Source organism: Mucilaginibacter metallidurans, assembly GCF_003286435.2.
GTDB lineage: Bacteria > Bacteroidota > Bacteroidia > Sphingobacteriales > Sphingobacteriaceae > Mucilaginibacter > Mucilaginibacter gossypii.
On the sequence record NZ_CP043449.1, the window covers coordinates 982185 to 1007126 of the forward strand.

The window sequence follows — 24942 nt, forward strand, 5'->3', positions numbered from 1 at the left end:
CAACCAGTTATTAATTACGGCGGATGTTTCAGCAATTAAAGGCCTTTTTGCTCATTTCTTTTTTATGCTATTCTTTAGCAGCCTCAGCAAAAGGCCCTGGTTTCCTGGTTAGGTATTTAGGTATTGAAGATGGCCTTTCAAACAATGCGGTAACCTGTATTACGCAGGATAAATATGGCTTTATGTGGATGGGAACTTATGACGGCCTCAACCGGTATGACGGCTACACATTTAAAGTCTTCCGGAACATCTGGGGCGATAAAAACTCGCTCGTCAATAATCACATTAAATCCATTAATGCCAGCGGCGGGCGAATATACGTGGGAACCGAAAAAGGACTCATGTATTTTGATTATGCCGACTCACGCTTTCATGCACTTTATTGTTATAACGAAAAGCATCAACCAATAAAAATAGGGTTTAATATCAATGAGATAGTTGCCGACCGGTCGGGCAATATTTTCGCTACCAATGGTACATATGGATTCCTAAAGTTTGGTAAAACAGATACCATCGGCAAAGAGATCCTGTATGATGTCAAAAAACAACAGTTTAATACCATTGCTGCCCAGATGGATACGCAGGGCACTATCTGGATTCTGGTAAACGGGGTTGGGCTTGGCAGGTACGATGCAGCGGCTGAAAAGATAAAAATTGTATCACCAGAACTGGCATATGCAGGTTGTATGACCATTGATGGAAAAGGTAAAATTATTGCAGGCGCAGGTAATGAATTATGGATGTATGATCCTGTCACCTTGAAAACTACGAGGCTGGAGAACGGGCTTAACAAAGTGACCAACAACAATATTTTTAGCCTCACCACAACTAGAAACGGCGATATCTGGGTTGCAACCAATGGGGGAGGGATTAAAGTTTGGAACCCGGAGACCAATACGCTCATCTATATCAATGCAGGCGAAACACCTAACAGCTTACGGAGCGATGCTGTTGATGCTGTTTATGAGGATGATGAATCCCGGATCTGGATAGCAACCTTACGGGGTGGCGTGAACATTATTGACCGTAAACCGGCCTCATTTCATGTGTTCGCGCATGATGCTTTTAATAAAAACAGTGTTATCAATAATTTTATCCTGTCGTTTTGCGAAGATAAGCAGCATAATGTATGGATTGGCACTGACGGCGGCGGGTTAAATTACTGGAACACTAAGACAAATACGTTTACTGCCTATGTACACCAAAATATTCCGGGATCTATCAGCAGTAATTTTGTTGTAAGTATTTTAAACGACTATACCAATAAGATTTGGGTGGCAACCTTTAATGGTGGCATTGATGCGTTTGATAATGCAACCGGCCGGTTTAAACATTATAGCTGTTATAACCCGGTAGATAAAAAAGAAGAACGGAATTTTTGGAAGCTTTATGAAGATTCGCAGCACCGTTTGTGGGCAGGCAGTACCTGGGGAGGGGCATTGTTTTTGTACAACCGAGCCAAAGATCGTTTTGAACTTTTTGATAACAGCCTGGTAAATCTCCACGCGCTTTTTGAAGATCACAGAGGTAATTTGTGGGCGGGAAATTATAGTCGCCTCATCAAAATAGATGTTCAGCATAAAAAACACCAGGTTTATTTTATCGGCCAGGCCATCAGGGCTATTACCGAAGATAATAAACGCAATTTATGGATTGGTACCGAAGGCGGAGGGCTGCTTCAATATAATACCAACACCCATCAGTATAAAAGATACACGGAATCGGCAGGATTACCCAGTAATACTGTGCTGAATATATTGGTTGATAACAGCGGGAATTTATGGTGCAGTACTTATAACGGCCTTTCTAACTTTAATGTAACAACGGAAAAGATCACCAATTACAACGCATCTGATGGTTTGCAAAGCAACCAGTTTAATTACAACGCGGCCTTAAAGCTGGCATCGGGCAAAATGTTGTTCGGCGGCATCAAAGGGTTTAATTTGTTTTCGCCCGATAGTATCGCTCCTTATGCACACCAGCCCCGGCTCATGCTTTCTGATTTTAAAATAAACAACGTTTCAATTGAGCTCGATAGCGCATATGGCCCAAAACTGCCGTTAAATGAATTAAAAAATATAACCATCCCGTTTAGCCAGGCAACGCTGAACATCAGTTATACAGCGCTTGAATATTCATTTCCCGAAAAGATCTCCTATGCATATTACCTTGAAGGCTGGGACCATGGCTGGAACTATGTAGGCAAGCTAAAGTCGGCCTACTTTTCGCGTCTCAATGAAGGCTCCTATACACTGAAAATCAGGGCTACCAATACGGAAGGACAGTGGACAGCGCCACCCATTACCATTAAAATTATTGTTTTGCCACCTTGGTATCGTACCTGGTGGGCCTATATAGTTTACCTGTCATTAATAGTTGCTATAGGCTACGCGTTTTACAGGTACAGATTAAACCAGGCCAGGCTCAGGTTTAAGGTAAAGCTGGCCAACCTGCAGGTGGAGAAAGAAAAGGAGCTCAACGAAAAGAAACTGACTTTCTTTACCAATGTATCGCATGAGTTCAGGACCCCGTTAACGCTTATTATTAACCCCATCAAGGATCTCCTTAATCAAAGTAAAGGCAATACAGAAGAGTTGAGCACGATATACCGCAACGCACGCCGTCTGCTTGGTTTGGTTGATCATTTGCTCCTCTTCAGAAAAACCGAAAGCGAAAATGCTTCGCTGAAAGTAAGCAGGTTAAATTTTGTTACTTTATGTAACGAAGTATACTCATGCTTTATTCAACAGGCTAAAATTAAACATCTTCGTTATACCCTCGAGGGCGGAGCAGATACCATTGAGGTGTACTGCGACCTGGAAAAGATAGAAATAGCGCTGTTTAACCTCATCTCAAACGCCATAAAATTTACTCCGGATAACGGTGCTATCCATGTCGTAATTGAACAGGACGATACTTATGTATATTTTAAAGTAATCGATAATGGCATAGGTATAAATACCGAGGCCGGCGACAGGCTGTTTGATAAATTTTACCAGGCAAAGGATAAAAACTATTTCCGTAAGGGTTTTGGCATAGGTTTATACCTGGTTAAGGTTTTTATTGAAAGCCATAAAGGTAATATTAGCTACTCCAGCAATCCCGATGGGGGTACCACCTTTGTGCTTGCGTTACCGAAGGGTAAAGCACATTTTTCGGGAGAGATTATTGCTGACGATGTTGTGCCTGATTATACTTATGTAAATGAGCTTATTAGCGAAGATAACAAAGATGTTATGCCGGAAGACGATGACCTGGCAGCGTTGGAGCTATTCAGCTCGGCCAGGCATACACTTATAGTGATTGATGACAATGACCAGATCCGTACATACATCAAAAAGATTTTTACGCCGGGATATAACGTAATTGAGGCCCAGGACGGTACCACGGGCCTCGAACTTATCAAGAAACATATTCCCGATGTAATTATAAGCGATATTGTAATGGACGGCATTAGCGGGCTTGATCTGTGCCGGATTGTTAAAGAAGATCAGGCCATAAGCCATATTCCTGTTATCCTTTTAACGGGTGATACAACGCCTGATATTATGCTTAGAAGTATAGATGAGGGAGCCATTGATTTTTTACGCAAGCCATTTGATAAAGAACTGCTGACAGCACGGGTGAAAAGTGTGTTGCGCAATAAAACCGAACTTCAAAATTACTTTTACAAAGAGGTTACCAAGAAAAGTACTGGCCGCAGTATCTCACAGGAGAATAAAGACTTCCTGAACAATTGTATTTCGGTGATTGAGCATTATTTTACTGATGATAAGTTTGATGTATATGTGCTGGCTAAAGAGATCGGGATCAGCTATGCAACCTTATTTAAACGTCTTAAAAACATCACGGGACAATCGGTCAACAACTTTATTCGGTTTGTACGTCTGCGCAAAGCTGCCGAATTACTCATTCAAACCAATTGTAATGTTAACGAAGCCGCCTTCCAGGTTGGCTTTAGTGATGTGAAATATTTTCGCGAACAATTCTTCAAGCAATACGGTATCAACCCATCTGATTTCATCAAAAAACACCGCGCCAGCTTTCAAATTTCGTATCGTATGAACGAGTTTGAGAAAAACTCTTCCAAATAGATCTGTCTTTAACAGTGTTGGCTTGCCATCGCCAAAAAAGCTTTCCGGAAAAAATAAAAGTGAATTTGACACTTATTTTCTCGCTTATTCTACAAAAACTATCAAAAAGAGGGCTTTTTATATATTTTGACCCCGGTAATTTATAGTTTTACCCCTCTCTCGCAAAGCCAAATTCCGCTTATTTCGTTTCAACCGACAGGCAATAATCAGCACCAATATTTTATTGCCGGCAATTCATAAACTAAAAATTAATGCAATGAAAATTTTAAGAATGCACGATTGGACGGCTTATGCTGTGGTGTTAAATCGTCCGGGATAGGCTCAGTTACCACCTAAAATTCCAAATTAAATGAACCCTTATAAACCAAATTAAATTATGAAATATAGATTTACTCTCTTAAAAAGTTTTTCCGTATTGCTTTTAATGATGATGCTCACAGGCATTGCTCAGCTGGCAAGCGCGCAAACAAAAATTAATGTAAAAGGTGTTGTAAAAGATGCCACCGGCAATGTGTTGCCCGGTGCAACTGTAAACATCCAGGGCACAACCCAATCAACCACAACCGATGTTAATGGCGCTTTTAAAATAGAGGTTGCCGAAGGCTCAATCTTAAAGATCTCTTTTGTGAGCATGGTAGCCAAATTTATTCCGGTTACAAAAAATACCACCACACTAAATATCGTGCTTGAGGATAGTAACAAGCAGCTTAACGAAGTAGTGGTAGTAGGTTACGGTACGCAAAAACGTTCGGATGTTACCGGCTCTGTTACAACGGTGCCTAAGTCTCGCTTGTCGCAGTTGCCTGTTACAAACGTTTTGCAGGCCGTAGAGGGAGCGGTTGCCGGGGTAACTGTAACCACATCCTCCTCAATTCCTGGTCGCCAGCCTTCAGTTACAGTTAGGGGGCAAAACTCTATCTCGGCTGCTTCTGGCCCTTTTGTGGTAGTTGATGGTATCCCGCTTACCAAAAGTGGAGGATCACTTAATGATATTAACCCCAACGATATTGCATCAATGGAGATCCTTAAAGATGCTTCCGCCGTTGCTATTTATGGTGCTAACGGCTCGCAGGGCGTTATCCTGATCACTACAAAACGTGGTACTACTGGTAAACCTGTAATTCGTTACAACGGATATGCCGGTTATGAAAATCTTGGGCATATCCTTGAACCACGCGATCCGGCCTCATTTACCCAGAAGTTCCTTGATTATGAATCTCAAAACCACTTAACCCAGCAATTTCCCGAGCCGGTGTATAATAACTCTGAAAGGGCTAACTACGCTGCCGGCCGCACTATTGATTGGGTAAAAGAAGTTACCCAGCAAGGCTTTATGCAGGATCACAACCTGAGTGTAACAGGCGGTACCCCTGATGTTAAATACTTTTTATCAGGCGATTACCTGAAACAAAAAGGTGTGATAAAAGGCTATCAGTATAACCGTGCAAGCGTACGTTCAAATTTGGATGTAAACGTAACCAGCTATCTGAGTGTAGGCGCAAATTTGTATTTCGCCAATAATAATTATGATGGCGGCAGGGCAAACTTACTCAACGCTACAGCCATGAGCCCCTATGGCAACATATATAATGCCGATGGCACTTATGCCATTTACCCAATGGCCCCCGAACAGCTATATGTTAATCCTCTGCTTGGTTTAACTACCGACCAGATAAACCGAAGCGTGAATATAAGCGGCAACGGCTATGCCGAAGTAAAATTTGGCGGTGTACTCAAAGGTTTAAAATACCGCTTAAATGCCGGGTATACTTACCTGCCTACCCGTGTAGACGGCTATAGCGGCCGTTTAGCTAATACGCCTTTAGGTTCGGCAACCGCGGTAAGTTCCGAAACAAATAGCTACACACTTGATAACCTGTTGCTTTATACCCGCGATTTTGGTAAGCACCGGATCGATTTTACAGGCTTATACAGCGCGCAGCAGCGTAAATATTTCATTTCGGGAATAGCCGGCACTGGTTATATAAACGACGAACTGTCATTTAACCAGATTGGTATTGGCGCAACAGTATCAGGTGCAAGTGTAAATGGCTTTTCAGGGAGCTATTCAGACAGATATGCGCTTAATTCGCAAATGGCCAGGTTGAATTATTCATATGACAGCAGATATCTGGTAACCCTAACAGTAAGGCGCGACGGTTCATCAGTATTTGGTGCCAATACTTCCAAATATGGCTGGTTCCCGGTTGTAGCCCTTGGTTGGAATGTAAGTAACGAAGATTTTCTCAAAAACTCAAAACTGATCAATAGCTTAAAACTTAGGGCATCATACGGCAAAACCGGTAACGAGGCGGTAAGTGTTTACAGAACCATTACATCGGATGGTACGGTAAGGTTTCCTTTTAATGGGGTAAGTACCGTAGGTATACAGGCAAACAATCTTGGTAACGGAAACCTGCACTGGGAAAGCACTAATCAGGCTAATATCGCGGCCGACTTTTCTGTGTTGAATAGCAGAATCAGTGGTACCGTGGAATATTATGATTCAAGAACAACCGGGCTATTGTTAAACCGTGCACTACCAACCATTACCGGTTACAACCAGGTTGTTGATAACATAGGAAAGGTAGCAAATAAAGGTATTGAGGTAACATTAAATACCCGTAATATTGATGGTAAAGATTTTAGATGGGAAAGCACTATTGTGTTTGCAGCTAATAAAAATAGAGTTGTTGCCCTTTATGGCGATGGCAAAGATGATATTGGCAACAAATGGTTTATTGGCAAACCTATCAATGTGATATATGATTATAAAATGACCGGTGTTTGGCAAACAGGTGAAGATCCCTCCAAGCAGGATCCCGTTGCTAAGCCGGGGGATTTGAAATTTGCCGATATTAACGGCGATGGTAAAATTACTGCCGATGGTGACAGGGTAATATTGGGACAGCAGGACCCTAAATGGACTGGCGGTTTAACCAACACATTTCATTATAAGAATTTCAACCTGAGTATCTTTGTACAAACGGCACAGGGCATGTTAAAAAATAACGCCGATTTAAATTATGCCGATGAATCGGGCAGAAGAAATACACCTGCCGCGGTTGGCTACTGGACACCAACCAATAACAGTAACGACTTTCAGTCATTAACCTATACGAATACACGTGGTTATGGTTATCCGCGTAATGCCAGCTATACACGTATTAAAGATGTGACTTTTAGTTACGTAGTTCCTCAAAGGTTGCTTGATAAAGCAGGCATAAGCGGTTTAACCTTTTATTTAAGCGGTAGAAACCTGAAAACTTTTACAAACTGGATAGGATGGGACCCTGAGGCCAATTACTCAACCCGCGGATCGGGCGATTGGGTAAATAATTATCCACAAACCCGTACAATCATTTTAGGTGCTAATATTTCTTTAAAATAACTAACCAGTAAAAGACATGAAAAACTATTCAGCAATATTACTCTTTGCAGGTGTGTTAACAGCATTCGCATCTTGCAAAAAATCATATCTCGACGAAAAACCATACTCGTCATATACTCCCCTTACTGTTACCGATTCATTGGGTATGGAGGCATCGGCAATAGGTTTATACAACCTTGAAACCGGTATCCTAACCTATTCAGGTGCGCAAGGCTGGCCAAGTGTATGGCAGGTAGGTACCGATGTGGCGAACGCTACAGCCCAACAGCAGGGTATTGAGGTGCCTTATTATAATTACAGCCTGTTAACATCACAGGATGGCGCCGCTAATTATATCTGGGGCAAATATTATGCAATGATCAATAATGCCAATATTATAATTGATAATGCCGAAAATCCATCAAATACAAAATTGGGGTCTATTGGTAAAAAGCAGGTAGAAGCAGAGGCTAAGTTTTTCAGGGCCTACGCCTATAATAACCTGGTTACCTTATTTGGTAAAGTGCCACTTACTGATCATGCTTTAACTGTTCCTAAAACAAATTTTACCCGTGCATCACTTGATGAGCTAAATGCGCTTATCGTAAGTGACCTTACTTATGCAAGCACTAACTTGTCTGATTTAAATGCAGGTAACTCGAAAACAAATGCTCAGGGAAAACCGGTTGGCAGGGCTAATAAATACATGGCCATGCAGCTATTAGCTGAAGCGTACCTGCGTATGGGTAAAAATGACCTTGCCGAACAACAGGCACAAGCGGTTATCAGCAGTGGTAAATTTAGCCTTATCAAAGCTCGTTATGGTGTAAGAGCAACCGGCGCAGGCGATTACTATTCAGATATGTTTGTATATGGCAATGAGCGTAGAGCACAGGGAAACACTGAAGCCATCTGGGTACTTGAGCAGGAAAATCCATCTGTTGTAGTTGGTGGTAATGTAGATAATGCCCAGCAACGCCGGGTATGGGGCGCTGCTTATTATGCGGTTCCCGGAATGTTACCTTGTGACTCATTAGGGGGGCGTAGTATTGCCAGGTTAAGGTTAAGCAACTGGGTGCTTTACGGCTTGTACCCTCAAGGTGATCTTCGTAATTCACAATACAGCATTAAAAGACAATACTATTACAATGATCCTAAGTTCCCTGCTTTATTAGGAAAACCTGTACCATTTGCCGGTGCGGATACTTTATTCAGGATTTGCCCAAGCACAACCAAATGGGGAGCCTTTGACCCTAACGATACCTTTGGATATGCCATGATCAAAGATTTTATGATGATGCGTTTAGGCGAAACCTACCTGCTGCTCGCCGAAGCACAGTTTAAACAAGGTAAAACTGCTGATGCAGCCACTTCTATTAACGTGTTAAGGACGCGGGCTAATGCACCACAGGTAACGGCCGCGCAAATGACACTTGATTTTATACTTGATGAACGTGCCAGGGAATTGATAGGCGAAGAAAACCGCCGCCAAACCTTGATGCGAACAGGTACACTGGTTGATCGTGCCACGCGGCTTAATAGTAACGACGCCGTTCACCCAACAACCGGGCTCGCAGCTAAGAATCTGCTGCTACCTATCCCTCTGTCTGAAATTCAGTTGAATAAAGATGCGGTGTTAGAGCAAAACCCGGGTTATTAATTAAAACACAAATAAAAAGTAAGGGCGATATTAATTGCCCTTACTTTTACTTTTTATGAAGCTATACTGTTTAAGATCGCTGTTTTTTATATGTGTCCTGTTTGGGAGCACTATTGTTGTATCTGCTCAAACCGACAAGGTAACTACTACCACTATTGGTTTGGGTTGGGCTAATAACTCTGTCAATACAGTTGTTTTCCGCAAAAACTCATTAGTTACTTTTAAGGGTGAACAATACGCCGCTTATTATAACAACGACCAGGCTTTAGTGTTGGCTAAGAGAAAAAGCGGATCTGGTAACTGGCAGGTTGCTGCAACGCAATATAAAGCCGATGCTGCTGATGCCCATAAAGATATCAGTATCATGGTTGATGGTGCCGGCTATTTGCATGTTGCCTGGGGACACCATAATCAGACTTTAAACTATGCTAAAAGCATTAAGCCCGGAAGCCTAACTTTGTCGGCCCAACAAAGCATGACAGGGGTTGGCGAAAACAAGGTTAGCTATCCCGAATTTTATCGTTTACAAGATGGCGATCTGTTATTTGTTTACCGCGACGGAGGTTCGGGTAACGGAAACCTGGTCATGAACAGGTATAATATAGCTACTCAAAAATGGGTTAACATACAGCAAAATCTTATTGACGGCGAGGGTAAACGAAATGCCTACTGGCAAATGTGTATCGACAAAAAAGGAACTATCCACATATCATGGGTATGGCGCGAAAGCCCGGATGTGGCAAGCAACCATGATATGGGCTATGCCCGCTCAAATGATGGAGGCCTGAGCTGGGAAAAATCAACGGGCGAAAAATATACATTGCCGATTAATGCCGCTAATGCCGAATATGCCTGCAAAATACCTCAGCACAGCGAACTCATCAATCAAACATCCATGTTTGCCGATGATAGGGGTAATCCATTTATTGCTACTTATTGGCGCGATAGCAGTAGAACCATCCCACAATATCATATTGTTTATAAAGCCGGGGGTAGTTGGCATTCGGCCAATCTTGGTTTTAGGAAAACAGCCTTCGGTCTTGGCGGTACAGGTACCAAACTGATCCCGATATCGCGCCCGCAAATTATAGCCTGGAACAAAAGCGGAAAACAGTTAGCAGCAATTATTTTTAGGGATACCGAACGTGAGAATAAAGTTTCTGTGGCTGTAAATAACGATCTGCAAAAGGCGAACTGGCAGGTTAGTGATTTAACTACCACGCCTGTAGGGGAATGGGAACCGACTTATGATACCGAGCTATGGAAAGATAAAAAGATTCTTAACCTGTTTGTACAACAGGTAACCCAGGTTGATGGTGAAGGGAAAGCCAGTATACCGCCCACTAACGTACAGGTATTGGAATGGACGCCTTAAAGTTGAAAGTCTGTCGAAAGTCTTTAGACATATTTTAAGAAAAAACGACTTAAGACTTAGGGCTTTCGACTTGAGACTTACAACATGGAACTTGAATCAAAGTATAATAAACAAATAAACATCCCGGATGAAGAAACTCATATTTTACTTCATATTCATAAGCACCCCGTTTTTGGCATCGGCCCAAAGCAAAAAAAATACCGCACAAGTATCCGACAGGAAACTGTGGTTAAGCTACATGGATAAGGTAGCCCGGCCAGTGATCAGCAACCTTGCAGCCGATCAGCTTAAGGAAAAAATGCCCATGCAGCTATCCGATAAGATAGATAACAAGGAAAGCCGCGCTAAGGTGGGATACCTGGAAGCTTTTGGTCGCACATTGTGTGGTATAGCACCGTGGTTACAATTAGAAGGTGGTGATCCAGCCGAGGTAAAACTTCGCGAACAATACCGGGCCTGGTCTTTAAAGGCCATTGCAAACGCGGTTAATCCGCAGGCTAAAGACTATATGCAATGGAGCGGTGGCCAGCCATTGGTTGATGCCTCGTTTGTTGCTTTTGCCTTGGTGCGGAGTCCATGGTTGTGGGAACATCTTGATGATACCACCAAAAAACAAGTGGTTGAAGTAATGAAAACTACCCGCGCAACTGTCCCGGTTTACTCCAACTGGATCCTGTTTTCGGGGATGATAGAAGCATTTTTTTGCAAATATGATCTGGGCTACGATCCGGTAAGGGTTGAATTCGGTATCCGCGAATTTACAGAACATTGGTATGTTGGCGACGGTATGTATTCGGACGGGATGAACTTTCATCTCGATTATTATAATAGCATCGTAATCCATCCTAATCTGAGTACCATATTGGAAGAGGTAGATGCTAAAAAGAAAACTTATGTGCGTGAGGAACAACGTGAGCTGGCTGTTGGCCAACGTTATGCCGAAGTGCTTGAGCGCCTTATTAATGCTGATGGAAGTTACCCCGCTATAGGACGGTCGATAGTTTATCGTGGCGGCGCATTTCATCACCTCGCAAACATCGCTTACAAAAAGCAATTGCCTGCAAGCCTGAAACCGGCACAGGTAAGATGCGCGCTAACAGCTATGATCAAAAAAACGCTTGGCGCGCCGCAAACTTTTACTGCCGATGGGTGGCTTAATATGGGTTTATATGGCAAGCAGCCCGGCCTGGCCGATTTTTATATTACAACAGGCAGCCTGTATTTCTGCGCCACCGCTTTTGTACCATTAGGTCTGCCCGAAGCCGATCCGTTTTGGGCTGATGCGGAAGAACCCTGGACCGCAGTTAAAATTTGGAGCGGCCAGGATGCACCTGCAGATCATGCACTTGATATCAGAAAATAATACAACATCTTTATATGAAATACTATCGTTTTTTATTGCCGGCCTTTTTGCTGCTAAGTATCATCGGTCGTGCGCAAACCAAATTAACCAGTTTTAGTCCGGGCGCAATCTGGCCAGATGATAAAGGGGTGCACATTAATGCCCACGGAGGAGGCATTCTGTATAATGATGGGGTTTATTATTGGTTTGGCGAACACAAAATTGCCGGCGATGCAGGTAACCGGGCAATGGTTGGAGTTCATTGCTATTCGTCAAAAGATTTATACAACTGGAAGGATGAGGGGATCTCGCTGAGTGTTTCGCCCGATACCACAAATGATATAGCAAAAGGCTGTGTCCTGGAAAGGCCGAAGGTTGTCTACAATAAAAAGACCAAAAAGTATGTAATGTGGTTTCACCTGGAACTATTAGGCAAAGGCTACAGCGCTGCCCGCGCCGGGGTTGCTGTAAGCGATAAGGTGATCGGCCCGTACAAGTTTATTAAAAGTTATCGCCCTAATCCGGGGCAGACGCCGTTTTACCCGGCGCTTACTCCCGAAGGAGATAAAATAAACTGTGTTAATCCAACTCACGAAACCGATAAGTTTTTTTGCCGCGACTTGCCCGGCGGCCAGATGGCCCGCGACATGACCGTTTTTGTTGATGACGATGGCAAGGCTTACCACGTTTTTTCATCCGAAGAAAACTACACCCTTGACCTGGCCGAACTAACTCCCGATTATACAGGGCATACAGGTAAGTTTATCCGTATCTATATAGGCCACCAAACTGAAGCTCCTGCATTATTTAAACGTAACGGAATTTATTACATGATAGGCTCGGGCTGTACAGGTTGGGCACCCAACGCCGCCCGTTGGTTCAGTGCAAAATCAATCTGGGGGCCGTGGACCTACCACGGCAACCCCTGCCAGGGACCGGATAGTCAAATTACTTATGGTGGCCAAAGTACTCATGTGCTGCCGGTAGCCGGTAAAAGGGATGCCTTCATATTTATAGCCGATAAATGGGCTCCAAAAGACGCCATTGATGGCCGTTACCTCTGGCTGCCCATCAGCTTTAAAGGTGATGATATCGAAATAAACTGGGTAGATAACTGGAACCTTGACGTATTTAAGAAATAACATGCGAAACTTCATAAGCTTATGCTGCCTGCTGTTCGTTACCTGTACGGCGACCGCTCAAGACAGTCTCATTACCAATATTCAAAGCCGTAAAGCACTTGATCTGAACGGCAAATGGCAATACATTGTTGATCCGTACGAAACCGGGTTTTATGATTATCGGTATAAGGAGCTCAACGAAAAAAATGGCGATGCCTATTGGAACAGCGGCATTCCGGCTAATAAAACTGAGAAAAAGGAGCACGGCTATATCGATAAATATAGCATTGATGTACCCGGCGACTGGAACCATCAAAAGCCGGAGTTTACTTATTACGAAGGAACTATCTGGTATAAAAAATCGTTCGACTACGTTAAACCGGCCAATGGCGGCAGGCAGTACCTTTATTTTGGTGCGGTAAATTATAGGGCCGATGTATACCTGAACGGTAAAAAGCTGGGGATGCACAAAGGTGGTTTTACGCCTTTTAATTTTGAAGTACCTGCCGGGCTGCTTAAAGAAAAGGATAACCTGTTGGTGGTTAAGGCTGATAATAAACGCTACGCCGATGAGGTACCTACCCTCAATACCGACTGGTGGAACTACGGTGGTATAACTCGCGATGTAAAACTGGTTGAAGTACCGGCAACTTATATCCGCGATTTTTTAATCCAGCTTAAAAAGCCTGTTAATGGTGCGGCTCCTGCAAAACAACCGGAGGTAAGCGGATGGGTTAAACTGAGCGATACTCCGCCAACTGGTCAAAATATCACCGTACAAATACCCGAGCTCAAGTTTAGTAAGCAGTTTGCTGCCACAGGCAAACTTACGCAGGTTAGCTTTAAATTGCCAAAGGTGCAGCTATGGTCACCCGAAATACCTAAGCTGTATAAGGTTATTATAAGTACCAGTGCCGATAAAACTGAGGATAAAATCGGATTCCGCACCATTGAGGCACATGGTCCGCAGTTATTGCTAAACGGCAAGCCTGTGTTTTTGCGTGGGATTTGTATCCATGGCGAAATACCACAGGACTTGAGAAGGGCTTACACCCAGCAGGATGCTGAACAATTGTTAACCCAGGCGCATGAACTTGGCTGCAATATGGTTAGGCTGGCACATTATCCTCATGATGAAAAGATAACCCGCCTGGCCGACTCGCTGGGTATTATGGTTTGGTCGGAGATCCCGGTTTACTGGACGATTGACTTTGGCAACGCAGCAGTACTTGAAAAGGCAAAAGCGCAGCTTAGTGAAATGATTACACGCGATCATAACCGCGCCAGTATCATTATCTGGTCGGTTGGGAACGAAACACCGGTGAGCCCAACACGTACGAATTTTATGCATGATCTGATTATCAAGGCCAAACAACTGGATGATACGCGCCTGGTTTCAGCTGCGCTTGAGGTGAACTATGGTTCGGGTAAGGATTTGAATGTGGTGGATGACCCACTGGGCGAGTTTGTTGACCTCGTTGCTTTTAACGAATACCTTGGCTGGTATGGCGGCCTGCCTGATAAATGCCGCACTACAAACTGGATCACGCCATACAATAAACCTTTATTTATCAGCGAAACCGGGGCCGAAGCTAAAACCGGTTTTCATGCCGATTCATTGACCCGCTTTAGCGAGGAGTACCAGGAGTGGTATTTTAAGGAGCAGGCGGCTATGTTTAAGCGGATGCCTGCAAATTTCGTGGGCCTGTCACCATGGGTAATGGCCGATTTCCGGTCGCCGAAACGAAATAACCCACTGTACCAGGAAGGCTGGAACCGCAAGGGTCTTTATGATGATAAAGGCAACAAAAAGAAAGCTTTTTATATTCTTCAAAACTATTACAAACAAAAAAGCGCAGAAGCGCTGAACAGATAGCGCATCACAATGAAAAAAATTAAAATATCTTTTTTAACATTATTTTTATGCTTCAGCATAGCGGGCTTTTGCCAGGTACCCAAACATACCTTTGCGCTGGGCGATGAGGCTTTCCTGCTTGACGGGAAACCTTTCCAGATGATCTCGGGCGAAATGCATTATCCCCGCGTACCGCGCGAAGCCTGGCGCGCCCGCATGAAAATGGCTAAGGCAATGGGCTTAAATACCATTGGCACCTATGTTTTCTGGAACCTGCACGAGCCACAAAAAGGCAAGTTTGATTTTACCGGTAATAACGATGTAGCCGAATTTGTACGCATAGCTCAGCAGGAAGGTCTGTGGGTAATCCTTCGCCCAAGCCCTTACGTATGTGCCGAGTGGGAGTTTGGCGGATATCCTTATTGGCTGCAGAACGAAAAAGGCCTTGAAGTACGCAGTAAAGAGGCGCAATACCTTAAAGAGTATGAGAACTACATCAAAGAGGTAGGAAAGCAATTGGCACCGATGCAGATAAATCACGGCGGTAATATCCTGATGGTACAAATTGAAAATGAGTACGGCTCATACGGCAGCGATAAAGAGTATTTAGGTATTAATCAAAAACTATTTAAAGAAGCCGGTTTTGACGGATTGCTGTACACCTGCGATCCTGCTCCCGATTTGGTAGCCGGTCACTTGCCAGGATTATTGCCTGCTATTAACGGCCTTGATAATCCTGCAAAGGTTAAAAAGATCATCAACGAAAATCACGATGGGAAGGGCCCATATTATATTGCCGAGTGGTACCCGGCCTGGTTCGACTGGTGGGGAACTGCTCACCACACCATCCCTGCCGAACGTTATGCAGGTAGGCTTGATTCTGTGTTGGCAGCAGGGATTTCTATCAACATGTACATGTTTCATGGCGGTACTACCCGTGCGTTCATGAATGGTGCTAATTTTAAAGATACCTCGCCTTATGAACCGCAAACGAGCAGCTATGATTATGATGCACCCTTAGATGAGGCAGGTAATGCTACCCCGAAATTTATGCAGTTCAGGCAGGTGATCCGTAAGCATTTGCCTGCCGGTATGCAATTGCCGGATGTGCCGGCAGCCAAACCGGTAATCACAATTCCTGCTGTTAAACTAACACAATCGGTAAGTTTATTAAATACTCTGCCCGCTGTTAAAGAAAATCTAAGTCCGCTTACGTTTGAAGACCTACACCAGGACTATGGCTTTGTGTTGTACCGAACTGTTTTAAACGAAAGCAAAAGCGGACAGCTCAAACTAAAAGAGCTTAGGGACTATGCTGTGATCATGATTAACGGTAAAAAAGTAGGCACGCTCGACCGTAGGCTTAATCAGGATAGCCTGTATCTAAAACTTCCGGCAGGTAAAGTAACGCTTGATATTTTGGTGGAAAACCTTGGCCGCATCAACTTCGGTAAGTATCTTTTGCAAAATAAAAAAGGGATCACTCAACAGGTGCTTTTAAACGGAACAGAAGTGCAGCATTGGAAAATGTATTCGCTGCCGTTTCATGATCTAAGCACCGTGAAATTCTCCGCTGCAAAGCAAAATGTAGAATCGCCGGTTATCAGGAAAGGTGGATTTACGCTGGATAAAGTGGGTGACACTTACCTTGATATGAGCAACTGGGGAAAAGGTGTGGTATGGGTAAATGGCCACAACCTTGGCCGGTACTGGGGCATTGGTCCGCAGCAAACCTTATACCTGCCGGTTGAGTGGTTGAAAAAAGGATATAATGATGTTGAGGTGCTTGAGCTGTTAAAACCTGAGCAAGATCAGTTATCCTGCGTCGATAAACCGATATTGGATGTGGTAAAATCTTAAATAAGCTTAAAGCCGAAAGCTTAAGGCTCAAAGCCTTTTTATGTGTATCGGAGAAATAAACTAATAAAAGCTTTGAGCTTTTCGCTTTAAGCCTTAAGCTCTTTTAATAATATAAATACTATTTACAATGGCAAGAGTAGCGTTTAAAATGAAGCTTCACGAAGGGCAAACCGCCGAATACAAGGCGAGGCATGATGCCATTTGGCCCGAATTGAGCAGTTTGCTTAAAGATGTGGGGATCAGTAATTATTCTATTTTTTTAGATGAGGACACGCACTGGCTTTTTGGCGTAATGGATGTTGAAGATCAGGAAGCCCTTGATCATTTGCCTGATAGCCCTATTATGAAAAAATGGTGGTTATACATGGCCGATATCATGGATACTAATGCCGATCATTCGCCCGTGAGTGTGCCTTTGAAAGAGGTGTTCTTTTTGCCATAGATACGAATATTGCTATTATTAAAATGGTTGTCATAAAGAGCGTGGCTACGGCAGGTGCCTTTGTGGTGGCCATTTTTGTTTTGTACGGATAGTATATGCCCGGCTTTCATATCGCTGTATACGTGGTATCTTAATTAAAACAATTATTTTTACGGATATAGTTAGTTTCATACAATGGTTGAGATATTTCAGAATATCCGTAAAATATACAGGTTCAGCACACCTTGCGAAGAGCTGGCTAACTATATCGAATTTTATTCACAATCAGTTTTAGATTTATCTGCACAGTACGTAAAAAATGAGTTTTCATCGGTGAAGATGTTCCCAAGTTGGACACCTACTTTTTATATCAACCTTGGTTCGCCCTATTATATTGATTTGAAGAATACCCGGTATCATGTAAGGGAGCAGCAAGATGTTTTAATATTGAGAAATGAGGACGTTACCAGGCATAAACTACCTGCCGATAATATATTCACGGTTAAATTTAATCCGGGCGGTTTAGAAGCCGTTTTAGGTCTAAATCAAGTCCCAGTTATTGACAAGATCATTAACCTTAATCAAATTTTGCCCTGGGAACTGCTTCAAAAAGTAAAACGGCCTGTAAGTTTCGAGGAGCGTGTAATCATTGTTGAATCATTTTTGTTAGAGAAGCTCATTAAACAGGTAAGCCAGGATCATTATGTTAAAATTGTTAACGACAGCATTGGCGAATATCAGGCTACTGGCATGCAGTTGAATACATCAAAAGTTGCTGAGAGGCTGTTCATTACTTCTAAAACTATCAATCGGTATTTCAACAGGGTGATTGGCACTCCGCCTAAAAATTATTTCTCAATTGTGCGGGGCAGAAATGCATTAACAGCATTTGTAAATAACAGAGAAAGCTTTGTTCCGATAGATTATGGATATTATGATTTGAGCCATTTTTATAAGGACGTTATCAACCTTACCGGTCAAAGGATAACCAAGCATCAATTTTAATTTGTCCGTTTTTTACTTTTAACGGGTAAGGCAGATCGCTTTCTTTGTAAGCTAAACAACGGTCATGAAAACATTCCTTATCATATTATTTGGCGCTACTTTTCTTATTCAAAAAGCTTATAGCCAGAAATACAAACCGGTATTAGAGCCTTACCCCGGGTTGGTTAAGGCAGACCCAAGGCTTGTTTTAAAAACAGGTTACCTTGTTGTACCGGAAAATAGAAGTAAACCGGCAGGGCGCAAAGTGAAGATCCCGTTTTTATTTGTACGTAGGCCGGATCAGGATGCACGCAAAAACATCTCACTTTACACTACAGGGGGACCGGGTTATAGCACTACAGGTAATATCGATAGCATAGGTTATGACTCCGGCTGGTTGGCCTACGGTGGCTTTATTGCTTTTGACCAACGCGGAACAAAGCGGGCGCTGCCATGCCTGGATTGTATGGAAGTAGCAGCGGCCATCAAACACAGTTACAGGGAAGGGAAAAATAAAGATAGCCTCGTATGTCAGGCCGTTACCCAATGCCGAAACCGGTTTACAAAACAGGGTGTCGACCTATCAGCCTACAATACTATTGAAAGCGCAGAGGATATAAATGATTTAAGGTTAGCCTTAAATATTGATTCGCTTAACCTGGTTGGTATATCCTACAGTGGCGGCCTGATGCTTACCATGGCGCGAAACCATCCTGAGGGCGTTCGGGCGTTGCTTTTGAATTCACCGCTCCCCGGTTACGTAAATTTTGAGGAGCACGCTTTATTTAATATCAATGAAGCGCTTGAGCAGGTATTTCATAATTGCAAAACGGATTCCTCTGCCACGAAATATAAAAATTTAAGAACGAAGTTCCATCAATACTTCAGCGCTATCACCGGGAAGAAGTATACCATAGCTTATCAGGAAAAAGGAAACAAGCAAGCTAATAATCTCACTTATACAAAAAACGAACTACTCGATGCAATAATAGGCCGGATGAACTCCCGGCAGGTTAGCACGGTGCCTGCGGTAATGATTGATTTAATTGAAGGCCGTCATGATAAATATGTACAGGAGGAGTTTGATGGCTATTTCGCGGGTAATTCAAGCGTATCACTGGGTATGAGGTATTCTGTTTATTGTTCTGAACAAATTTCATACGATGATCCTAAATTGGAAGCACAACAACATTTGGTACTACCGTGGTTGGCCGGGTATCCGTTTAATGATGTAAATCATGCTATATGCAATTGTTGGAAGGTGAAGGCTGAACGTGCTATAGCAAAGCAGCCTGTTTATTCTACAGTACCGGCATTAATTTCGGCAGGTGACGTCGACCCTGATTGCAGGCCGTTTTATAACAGGTTGATAAAACGGTATATGCCTAATAGCCAATTATTGATCATCCATAACAGGGGGCATGCTCCGGGTTTTAGTGTAGATGGGACTGATTATGTGAAACTTTTTTTTGAAAATCCTTATAGAAAACTTACATCTCAATCAAAAAACCTGATCATAGAATAGCTTAATAGCTATTGTCAGGTTTTTCGGTAATAAAGGTTTTGTCGTCTGTTAACATTATGCTAACATGACAGTCTTACATTTGGGCCAAAACAACTCTTTGGCATGTACCCTGCACTTACTGATGAAGCGTTGATGGGGCTTATCCAGCAAAGCAACCCCGTTGCCCTTGAAACTCTTTTTAACCGTTATTACAAAACCTTATGCCAGCTGTGCACGGTGTACACTAAAGACTATACCGTTGCCGAAGAGATTACCGCTAATCTTTTCATTAAACTTTGGGATAACCGCGGTACTGCAATCCTTAATGTAAAGAGTTACTTGTTTGTTGCTGCCAAAAACCTCTCCTTAAATTATATCCAAAAAAAGAAAGATCCGGTACATTCTATCGAAGATATCGACCTGCAGGGACACGTGTTAAAAGACAGGGATAATCCTTTCAAAATCCTTTCGGGCCGCGAATCGTACAATAAAATTTTAAACCTTATTGATACGTTACCAACCAGTCAGAGGCAGGTGCTGCTCATGAGCCGTATCGATAATCTCAACAAAAACGAGATAGCCAAAGTGCTCGGTATCTCTGTGCGTACGGTTGAAACTACACTTTACCAGTCTATCAAAAAACTTCGTCAGCTGTTAAAAGGGCAGCACAATTTCACTTCTGAGGGTTAATGATTTCTTAACGTAAACTTAACTTTTTTCGCTACGTATCGGCTACGTAAAATCAGTCTTTATTGCAGAGACAGATTTAATGGAAGATAATAGTTACCGCTTAATAGTTGAATATTTTGAAAAAACCATCAGCGATGATGGCTTAACGCAATTGCAGGAATGGATTGAGGAAAGCCCCGAAAACCTTGCCCAGTTTAGTGAAACCATCCAGATCCTGGAAGCATCCAAAACATATTTTAAACAGCCCGAACATGCCGAAAGCAGCTGGGCCAGGATCAATGCGCATATAACCCAACCCCAGATACCGGTAATTAAACGCAGTTCTAAATTTAACTGGATAGCTTACGCTGCTGCCTGCCTGCTCATTTGTACTACCGGTTGGTTTGGATATATGTATTTCAAACAATCACCGGCTTTGGTTTACGAAGAGATCAGTAATGTTGATGGCAAGCATTCAAAAATAATACTGCCAGATAGCTCGACAGTTTATCTGGGTGGTGGTAGCAAACTCAGATACGCCAAAAACTTTAGCGGCGAAAAACGTGATGTAATGCTTAATGGCGAAGCTTTTTTTGATGTGGTCCATCAGGCTAAACCATTTATAGTTAAAAGCGGCGATATCACAACAGTGGTATTGGGTACTTCATTTAATATTAAAGCCTACCTGGCCGATCATAAAGTGGCCGTAACCGTGCAAAGCGGTAAAGTAGGGGTAATGGCCAATGTACATGGGCAACCCCAAATGGTTAAATACCTGGTAAAGAACGAAGCGATCAGCATCAACACCCAAAACGGTATCTACACTTTTAACAACACTGATGCATCATCAGTAAGCTCGTGGATCAATAACGAATTTGTTTTCTATAATACAACTTACAGTGAGATAGCCGCTTCGCTTGAGCATCATTACGGCGTTAAGATCAGGTTTACAGAACATGATTTGGGCAATGTAAGGCTTACAGCCAAATTAAGGGGAATGACATTGACAGATGCCATGGAAACCCTCAGCGCGTTAGCCGGATTGGGCTACACGCAAAAAGGCAATCAGCTATTTATTTCAAACAATAATCAAAAAGGAGGAAGCATAATGAAATAGTATTTACCCGGCTATTGGTAAAAGCCTGGACGTTGCTGGTAACAACCCCAGGCTTCAGAATTTTGACAATTTAAACTCACGGTTAGACAAGTATAAATTAAAGTAAATATATGAAAAAGTTATGGTTATTAACCATGCTGTTCTTTTTACAATTGCCTTTTGGCGGCATAAACGCTAAGGCTCAAACAGTAATAAACAAAAGGATCACGTTTGGTGCCGAGGGTACCATGCTCAAGGATGCCTTTCTGCAAATTGAAAAATCAGGCGATATCTCTATCAGCTATAACAATAGCCTGCTTGATGACAAACGCAAAGTACACGTAACAAAAGCAGAGCGCTCTTTAGGCGAAACACTCGACCTGCTTTTAAAAGGAACTACCTGCACATACAGAGCGGCAGGCGAACGAAATATCCTCATCATTGCAAAAACACAGGATAGGGGTAGCATTAGAGGGAAAGTGGTTGATGAAAAATCAGAACCACTTCCCGGTGCTACTGTGAGGGTTCCGGGGACCGGGGCTACAGCTATCAGCGGTGTTGACGGTTCATACACGTTAAATATTGTGCCGGGTACTTATACGGTCGAGGCAAGCTTTATCTCGTACGAAACAAAAAGGATTCAGAACGTAAGTGTTAGCTCAAATGCAAACACTGTTTTAAACATCACGCTTAGCCCGGCCGATAATAAACTTAACGAGGTTGTGGTAACGGCACTTGGTATAAAAAGGGAAGATAAAAGTTTGGGTTATTCGGCACCGGTTATTAAAGGTGATCAGCTAACCGGCGCTCTTGCCGGTAACTGGACTGACGCGTTATCGGGCAAGGTGGCGGGTTTAAACCTCATCCGTTCAAACAGCGGCCCGGCAGGATCAAACAAAATTATCCTGCGTGGCGAAAATAACCTTACTGGTGATAACGAAGCCCTGATAGTGGTTGACGGTGTGGTAATTAACCAGGGCAGCGGCAGGCGCACAAGCAACTCCGGCGAATCGGCTTATGGTACCAGCAGCGATAACATGCCTGCCGATTATGGCAGCAACCTGAACGACATCAACCCAGAGGACATTGAAACGGTAACGGTATTGAAAGGCCCGGGTGCTGCTGCGCTTTATGGTCAGCGAGGTGCCAATGGTGCTATTATCATTACCACAAAATCAGGTAAAAAACATAGTGGTTTGGGAATTACCTTTAACTCAAATGCGAGCCTTGAAAGCGTAAACCGCTGGCCCGATCTGCAATATGAATACGGACAAGGTACGGCGGGTTCCCGTTATTATTCATACGGGGCAGGGCCAGATGGTGCAAGCACCAGCTCGACAAGCTCGGCTTACGGCCCTAAATTTGATGGCCAGCTTTTTTATCAGTTGGATTCGGTTACACAAAAGCAAAGCATAACACGTACGCCATGGGTGCCATACAAAAACCAGATCCGTGATTTTTTTGATGTTGGCCAAACTTTTACCAATTCGGTAAGCGTTGACGGCGGCAGCGATAAAACAACGGCCCGTTTCTCGGCAACCAACGTTACCAATCACTGGATTACGCCGAATACAGGGTACACCCGTAACAGCATTGCTTTATCAGTTAACTCCAAAATCAATGATAAGTTAACCATCAATGCAAAAGTAAATTACAATAATAAAAACAGCGATAACTTACCGGGGGCGGGCTATGGTAACCAGTCACTGATGTACTGGTTTATTTTCTGGCAGCCCAATGCCAATTTAAACTGGTTGAAGAACTACTGGAAAAACGGCCAGGATGGTAAAGCTATATTTTACCCTTTCAGTTCGTTTCCTGAAAACCCTTACGCAGTATCTTACGAGTTTATCAATAAATCAAACCGCAACTCAGTTACCGGAAACGTTGAAGCACTTTACAATGTAACAAAAGAGTTTAGCGTACAAGTTCGTGCTACTTTAGATATGGGTTATGAGCAACGTGCACAACAACGTCCGTATGATGCCGGTACCAAATATCCTAAAGGCTCATATCGTACGCAAAATATCTATTCAGAAGAGCAGGGTGCCGATTTCCTGTTGAAATACAACAAGAAAATAACGCACGATGTTAATATAACTGCTACTGCAGGCGGCAGCATGCTGCGCAATAATTATAACCGCGATGAGGTACGCGCCGATTCGCTGGTATATCCGGGCGTATATTCAATGGCTAATAATGCTGGTCCACTGGTTACGCTGCCATATAAATCAAAATATGCTATCAATAGCTTTTACGGCTTGTTATCTACATCTTTTAAAGATTATTTGTATGTGGATTTAACAGCCCGCCAGGACTGGATCAGTACACTGGCTACTGCGAACCGTACCGATCAGGTTGGTTTCTTCTATCCATCGGCAAGCATGAGCTTTTTGCCATCTGAAGCATTCAAGCTGCCTAAATTTATTGACTATGCAAAAGTGAGGGCATCGCTTGCAGGTGTTGGTAGTGGTACAACAAATCCTTATCAAACCTCATTTAATTATGTATCGGCAGGTAGCACTTATGCAGGTGGTTTGCAAAATCCGCGTACGCTGTCAAACCCCGATCTGAAGCCTTTACGCACCACTACATTAGAAATTGGTGCCGAAACAAGGATGTTCAACAACCGTTTAGGTTTTGATATTGCTTTATATAGCGGCAATACTAAAAACCAGATCCTTAGTCGTACTGTAGATCAATCATCCGGCTACAGCCAGGCAGTTATCAACGTTGGTAAGGTAAGCAACAAGGGAATTGAAATTTCATTAAACGGAACCCCCATCCGCAAAGCCAACGTGTTTAGCTGGAATGTTACTGCAACCTTCAGCGCCAATAAAAATACCATTGAACAGCTTGCCGATAGCGCGGTTGTATTGCGCAACGGTCCTACAGGCGGCGGCCAGATTGTTGCAAGGGTAGGCGGCAGCATGGGCGATATGTATGGCCGTGGTTATTTACGCTCGCCCGACGGGCAGATAGTATATGACGAATCGACAGGGTTTGCCAAACTATCAAACGACCTGGTTTATCTGGGCAATACTATCCCTAAATGGAAAGCAAGCATGGGGCATGATTTCAGGTATAAACAATTTAACCTGCACCTGTTATTTGATGCCCAGGTTGGTGGTGTATCCTATTCGCTTTCAAATTACAAACTGGCCGAGCAGGGTAAAACAACGCTCACGCTGCCGGGCAGGTATAACGGTATCATCGGCAAAGGTGTTATTCAAAATGCCGATGGCAGCTACAGGCCAAACGACGTTATCGCAACCGATATCGATGGCTACTACCGCTCACACTATGGTATTGACAATGCTGAAGGCAACACGTTTTCAACCAACTTCCTGAAATTTCGCGAGGCAAGGTTTGATTATTCACTGAGCCCGCGTTTGGTTAAACGCCTTGGTTTAACGCGGGCTACAGTAGGCGTGTACGGCCGCGACCTGTACATCTGGACAAAGTGGCCAATCTTCGACCCTGAATTTGGAACGCTCTCCGGCAGCGACATTGTGCAGGGATTTGAGATTGCACAGTTTCCATCAACCCGCACATTTGGTTTTAACATAGTTATTGGCATTTAATAATTAA

The 24942-nt window shown here is 43.2% G+C and carries 14 protein-coding genes; all 14 read left to right on the forward strand.

What is annotated here, in order from left to right; all coding sequences use genetic code 11:
- Positions 1 to 23: 23 nt before the first annotated feature.
- Positions 24 to 4094 (forward strand): hybrid sensor histidine kinase/response regulator transcription factor, encoded by a 4071-nt coding sequence (locus tag DIU38_RS04250; RefSeq protein WP_112654162.1) that lies wholly within the window; start codon positions 24 to 26, stop codon positions 4092 to 4094.
- A 376-nt stretch (positions 4095 to 4470) separates the two neighbouring features.
- A complete protein-coding gene (locus DIU38_RS04255) occupies positions 4471 to 7485 on the forward strand; it encodes a SusC/RagA family TonB-linked outer membrane protein (protein WP_112654161.1) in 3015 nt (1004 codons plus the stop codon).
- Between the two features lie 16 nt (positions 7486 to 7501).
- Positions 7502 to 9124 (forward strand): RagB/SusD family nutrient uptake outer membrane protein, encoded by a 1623-nt coding sequence (locus DIU38_RS04260; protein ID WP_112654160.1) that lies wholly within the window; start codon positions 7502 to 7504, stop codon positions 9122 to 9124.
- A 55-nt stretch (positions 9125 to 9179) separates the two neighbouring features.
- Positions 9180 to 10499 (forward strand): BNR repeat-containing protein, encoded by a 1320-nt coding sequence (locus DIU38_RS04265; RefSeq protein WP_112654159.1) that lies wholly within the window; start codon positions 9180 to 9182, stop codon positions 10497 to 10499.
- A gap of 127 nt (positions 10500 to 10626) precedes the next feature.
- The gene (locus DIU38_RS04270; protein ID WP_112654158.1) at positions 10627 to 11862 is read left to right on the forward strand and encodes a DUF2264 domain-containing protein; all 1236 of its coding nucleotides are present in this window, start codon (positions 10627 to 10629) and stop codon (positions 11860 to 11862) included.
- Between the two features lie 14 nt (positions 11863 to 11876).
- On the forward strand, positions 11877 to 12983 hold the full coding sequence (locus DIU38_RS04275) for a glycoside hydrolase family 43 protein (protein ID WP_112654157.1): 1107 nt from the start codon (positions 11877 to 11879) through the stop codon (positions 12981 to 12983).
- A 1-nt stretch (position 12984) separates the two neighbouring features.
- Positions 12985 to 14838 carry a glycoside hydrolase family 2 protein gene (locus tag DIU38_RS04280; RefSeq protein WP_112654156.1) on the forward strand — a complete coding sequence of 618 codons (1854 nt, stop codon included), beginning with the start codon at positions 12985 to 12987 and terminating at the stop codon, positions 14836 to 14838.
- 9 nt (positions 14839 to 14847) lie between these two features.
- Positions 14848 to 16677, forward strand: a complete 1830-nt coding sequence (locus DIU38_RS04285; RefSeq protein WP_112654155.1) for a glycoside hydrolase family 35 protein — start codon at positions 14848 to 14850, stop codon at positions 16675 to 16677.
- Between the two features lie 127 nt (positions 16678 to 16804).
- The gene (rhaM, locus tag DIU38_RS04290) at positions 16805 to 17119 is read left to right on the forward strand and encodes an L-rhamnose mutarotase (protein ID WP_090532916.1); all 315 of its coding nucleotides are present in this window, start codon (positions 16805 to 16807) and stop codon (positions 17117 to 17119) included.
- A 174-nt stretch (positions 17120 to 17293) separates the two neighbouring features.
- Positions 17294 to 18103 (forward strand): helix-turn-helix domain-containing protein, encoded by an 810-nt coding sequence (locus tag DIU38_RS04295; protein ID WP_112654154.1) that lies wholly within the window; start codon positions 17294 to 17296, stop codon positions 18101 to 18103.
- Between the two features lie 64 nt (positions 18104 to 18167).
- Positions 18168 to 19607, forward strand: a complete 1440-nt coding sequence (locus tag DIU38_RS04300) for an alpha/beta hydrolase (RefSeq protein ID WP_112654153.1) — start codon at positions 18168 to 18170, stop codon at positions 19605 to 19607.
- A gap of 102 nt (positions 19608 to 19709) precedes the next feature.
- Positions 19710 to 20276, forward strand: coding sequence for an RNA polymerase sigma factor (locus tag DIU38_RS04305; protein WP_112654152.1), 567 nt, complete (start codon positions 19710 to 19712; stop codon positions 20274 to 20276).
- Positions 20277 to 20355: 79 nt separating this feature from the next.
- Positions 20356 to 21372, forward strand: coding sequence for a FecR family protein (locus tag DIU38_RS04310; RefSeq protein ID WP_112654151.1), 1017 nt, complete (start codon positions 20356 to 20358; stop codon positions 21370 to 21372).
- Positions 21373 to 21482: 110 nt separating this feature from the next.
- Complete coding sequence (locus tag DIU38_RS04315) at positions 21483 to 24935, forward strand: SusC/RagA family TonB-linked outer membrane protein (protein WP_243770816.1); 3453 nt, start codon at positions 21483 to 21485, stop codon at positions 24933 to 24935.
- Positions 24936 to 24942: the final 7 nt, after the last annotated feature.

What these genes read in the sequence shown, in the direction of transcription:
- DIU38_RS04250 (WP_112654162.1), top strand. Translation starts at nt 24, where the DNA reads ATGTTTCAGCAATTAAAGGCCTTTTTGCTCATTTCTTTTTTATGCTAT.
- DIU38_RS04255 (WP_112654161.1), top strand. Translation starts at nt 4,471, where the DNA reads ATGAAATATAGATTTACTCTCTTAAAAAGTTTTTCCGTATTGCTTTTA.
- DIU38_RS04260 (WP_112654160.1), top strand. Translation starts at nt 7,502, where the DNA reads ATGAAAAACTATTCAGCAATATTACTCTTTGCAGGTGTGTTAACAGCA.
- DIU38_RS04265 (WP_112654159.1), top strand. Translation starts at nt 9,180, where the DNA reads ATGAAGCTATACTGTTTAAGATCGCTGTTTTTTATATGTGTCCTGTTT.
- DIU38_RS04270 (WP_112654158.1), top strand. Translation starts at nt 10,627, where the DNA reads ATGAAGAAACTCATATTTTACTTCATATTCATAAGCACCCCGTTTTTG.
- DIU38_RS04275 (WP_112654157.1), top strand. Translation starts at nt 11,877, where the DNA reads ATGAAATACTATCGTTTTTTATTGCCGGCCTTTTTGCTGCTAAGTATC.
- DIU38_RS04280 (WP_112654156.1), top strand. Translation starts at nt 12,985, where the DNA reads ATGCGAAACTTCATAAGCTTATGCTGCCTGCTGTTCGTTACCTGTACG.
- DIU38_RS04285 (WP_112654155.1), top strand. Translation starts at nt 14,848, where the DNA reads ATGAAAAAAATTAAAATATCTTTTTTAACATTATTTTTATGCTTCAGC.
- rhaM (WP_090532916.1), top strand. Translation starts at nt 16,805, where the DNA reads ATGGCAAGAGTAGCGTTTAAAATGAAGCTTCACGAAGGGCAAACCGCC.
- DIU38_RS04295 (WP_112654154.1), top strand. Translation starts at nt 17,294, where the DNA reads ATGGTTGAGATATTTCAGAATATCCGTAAAATATACAGGTTCAGCACA.
- DIU38_RS04300 (WP_112654153.1), top strand. Translation starts at nt 18,168, where the DNA reads ATGAAAACATTCCTTATCATATTATTTGGCGCTACTTTTCTTATTCAA.
- DIU38_RS04305 (WP_112654152.1), top strand. Translation starts at nt 19,710, where the DNA reads ATGTACCCTGCACTTACTGATGAAGCGTTGATGGGGCTTATCCAGCAA.
- DIU38_RS04310 (WP_112654151.1), top strand. Translation starts at nt 20,356, where the DNA reads ATGGAAGATAATAGTTACCGCTTAATAGTTGAATATTTTGAAAAAACC.
- DIU38_RS04315 (WP_243770816.1), top strand. Translation starts at nt 21,483, where the DNA reads ATGAAAAAGTTATGGTTATTAACCATGCTGTTCTTTTTACAATTGCCT.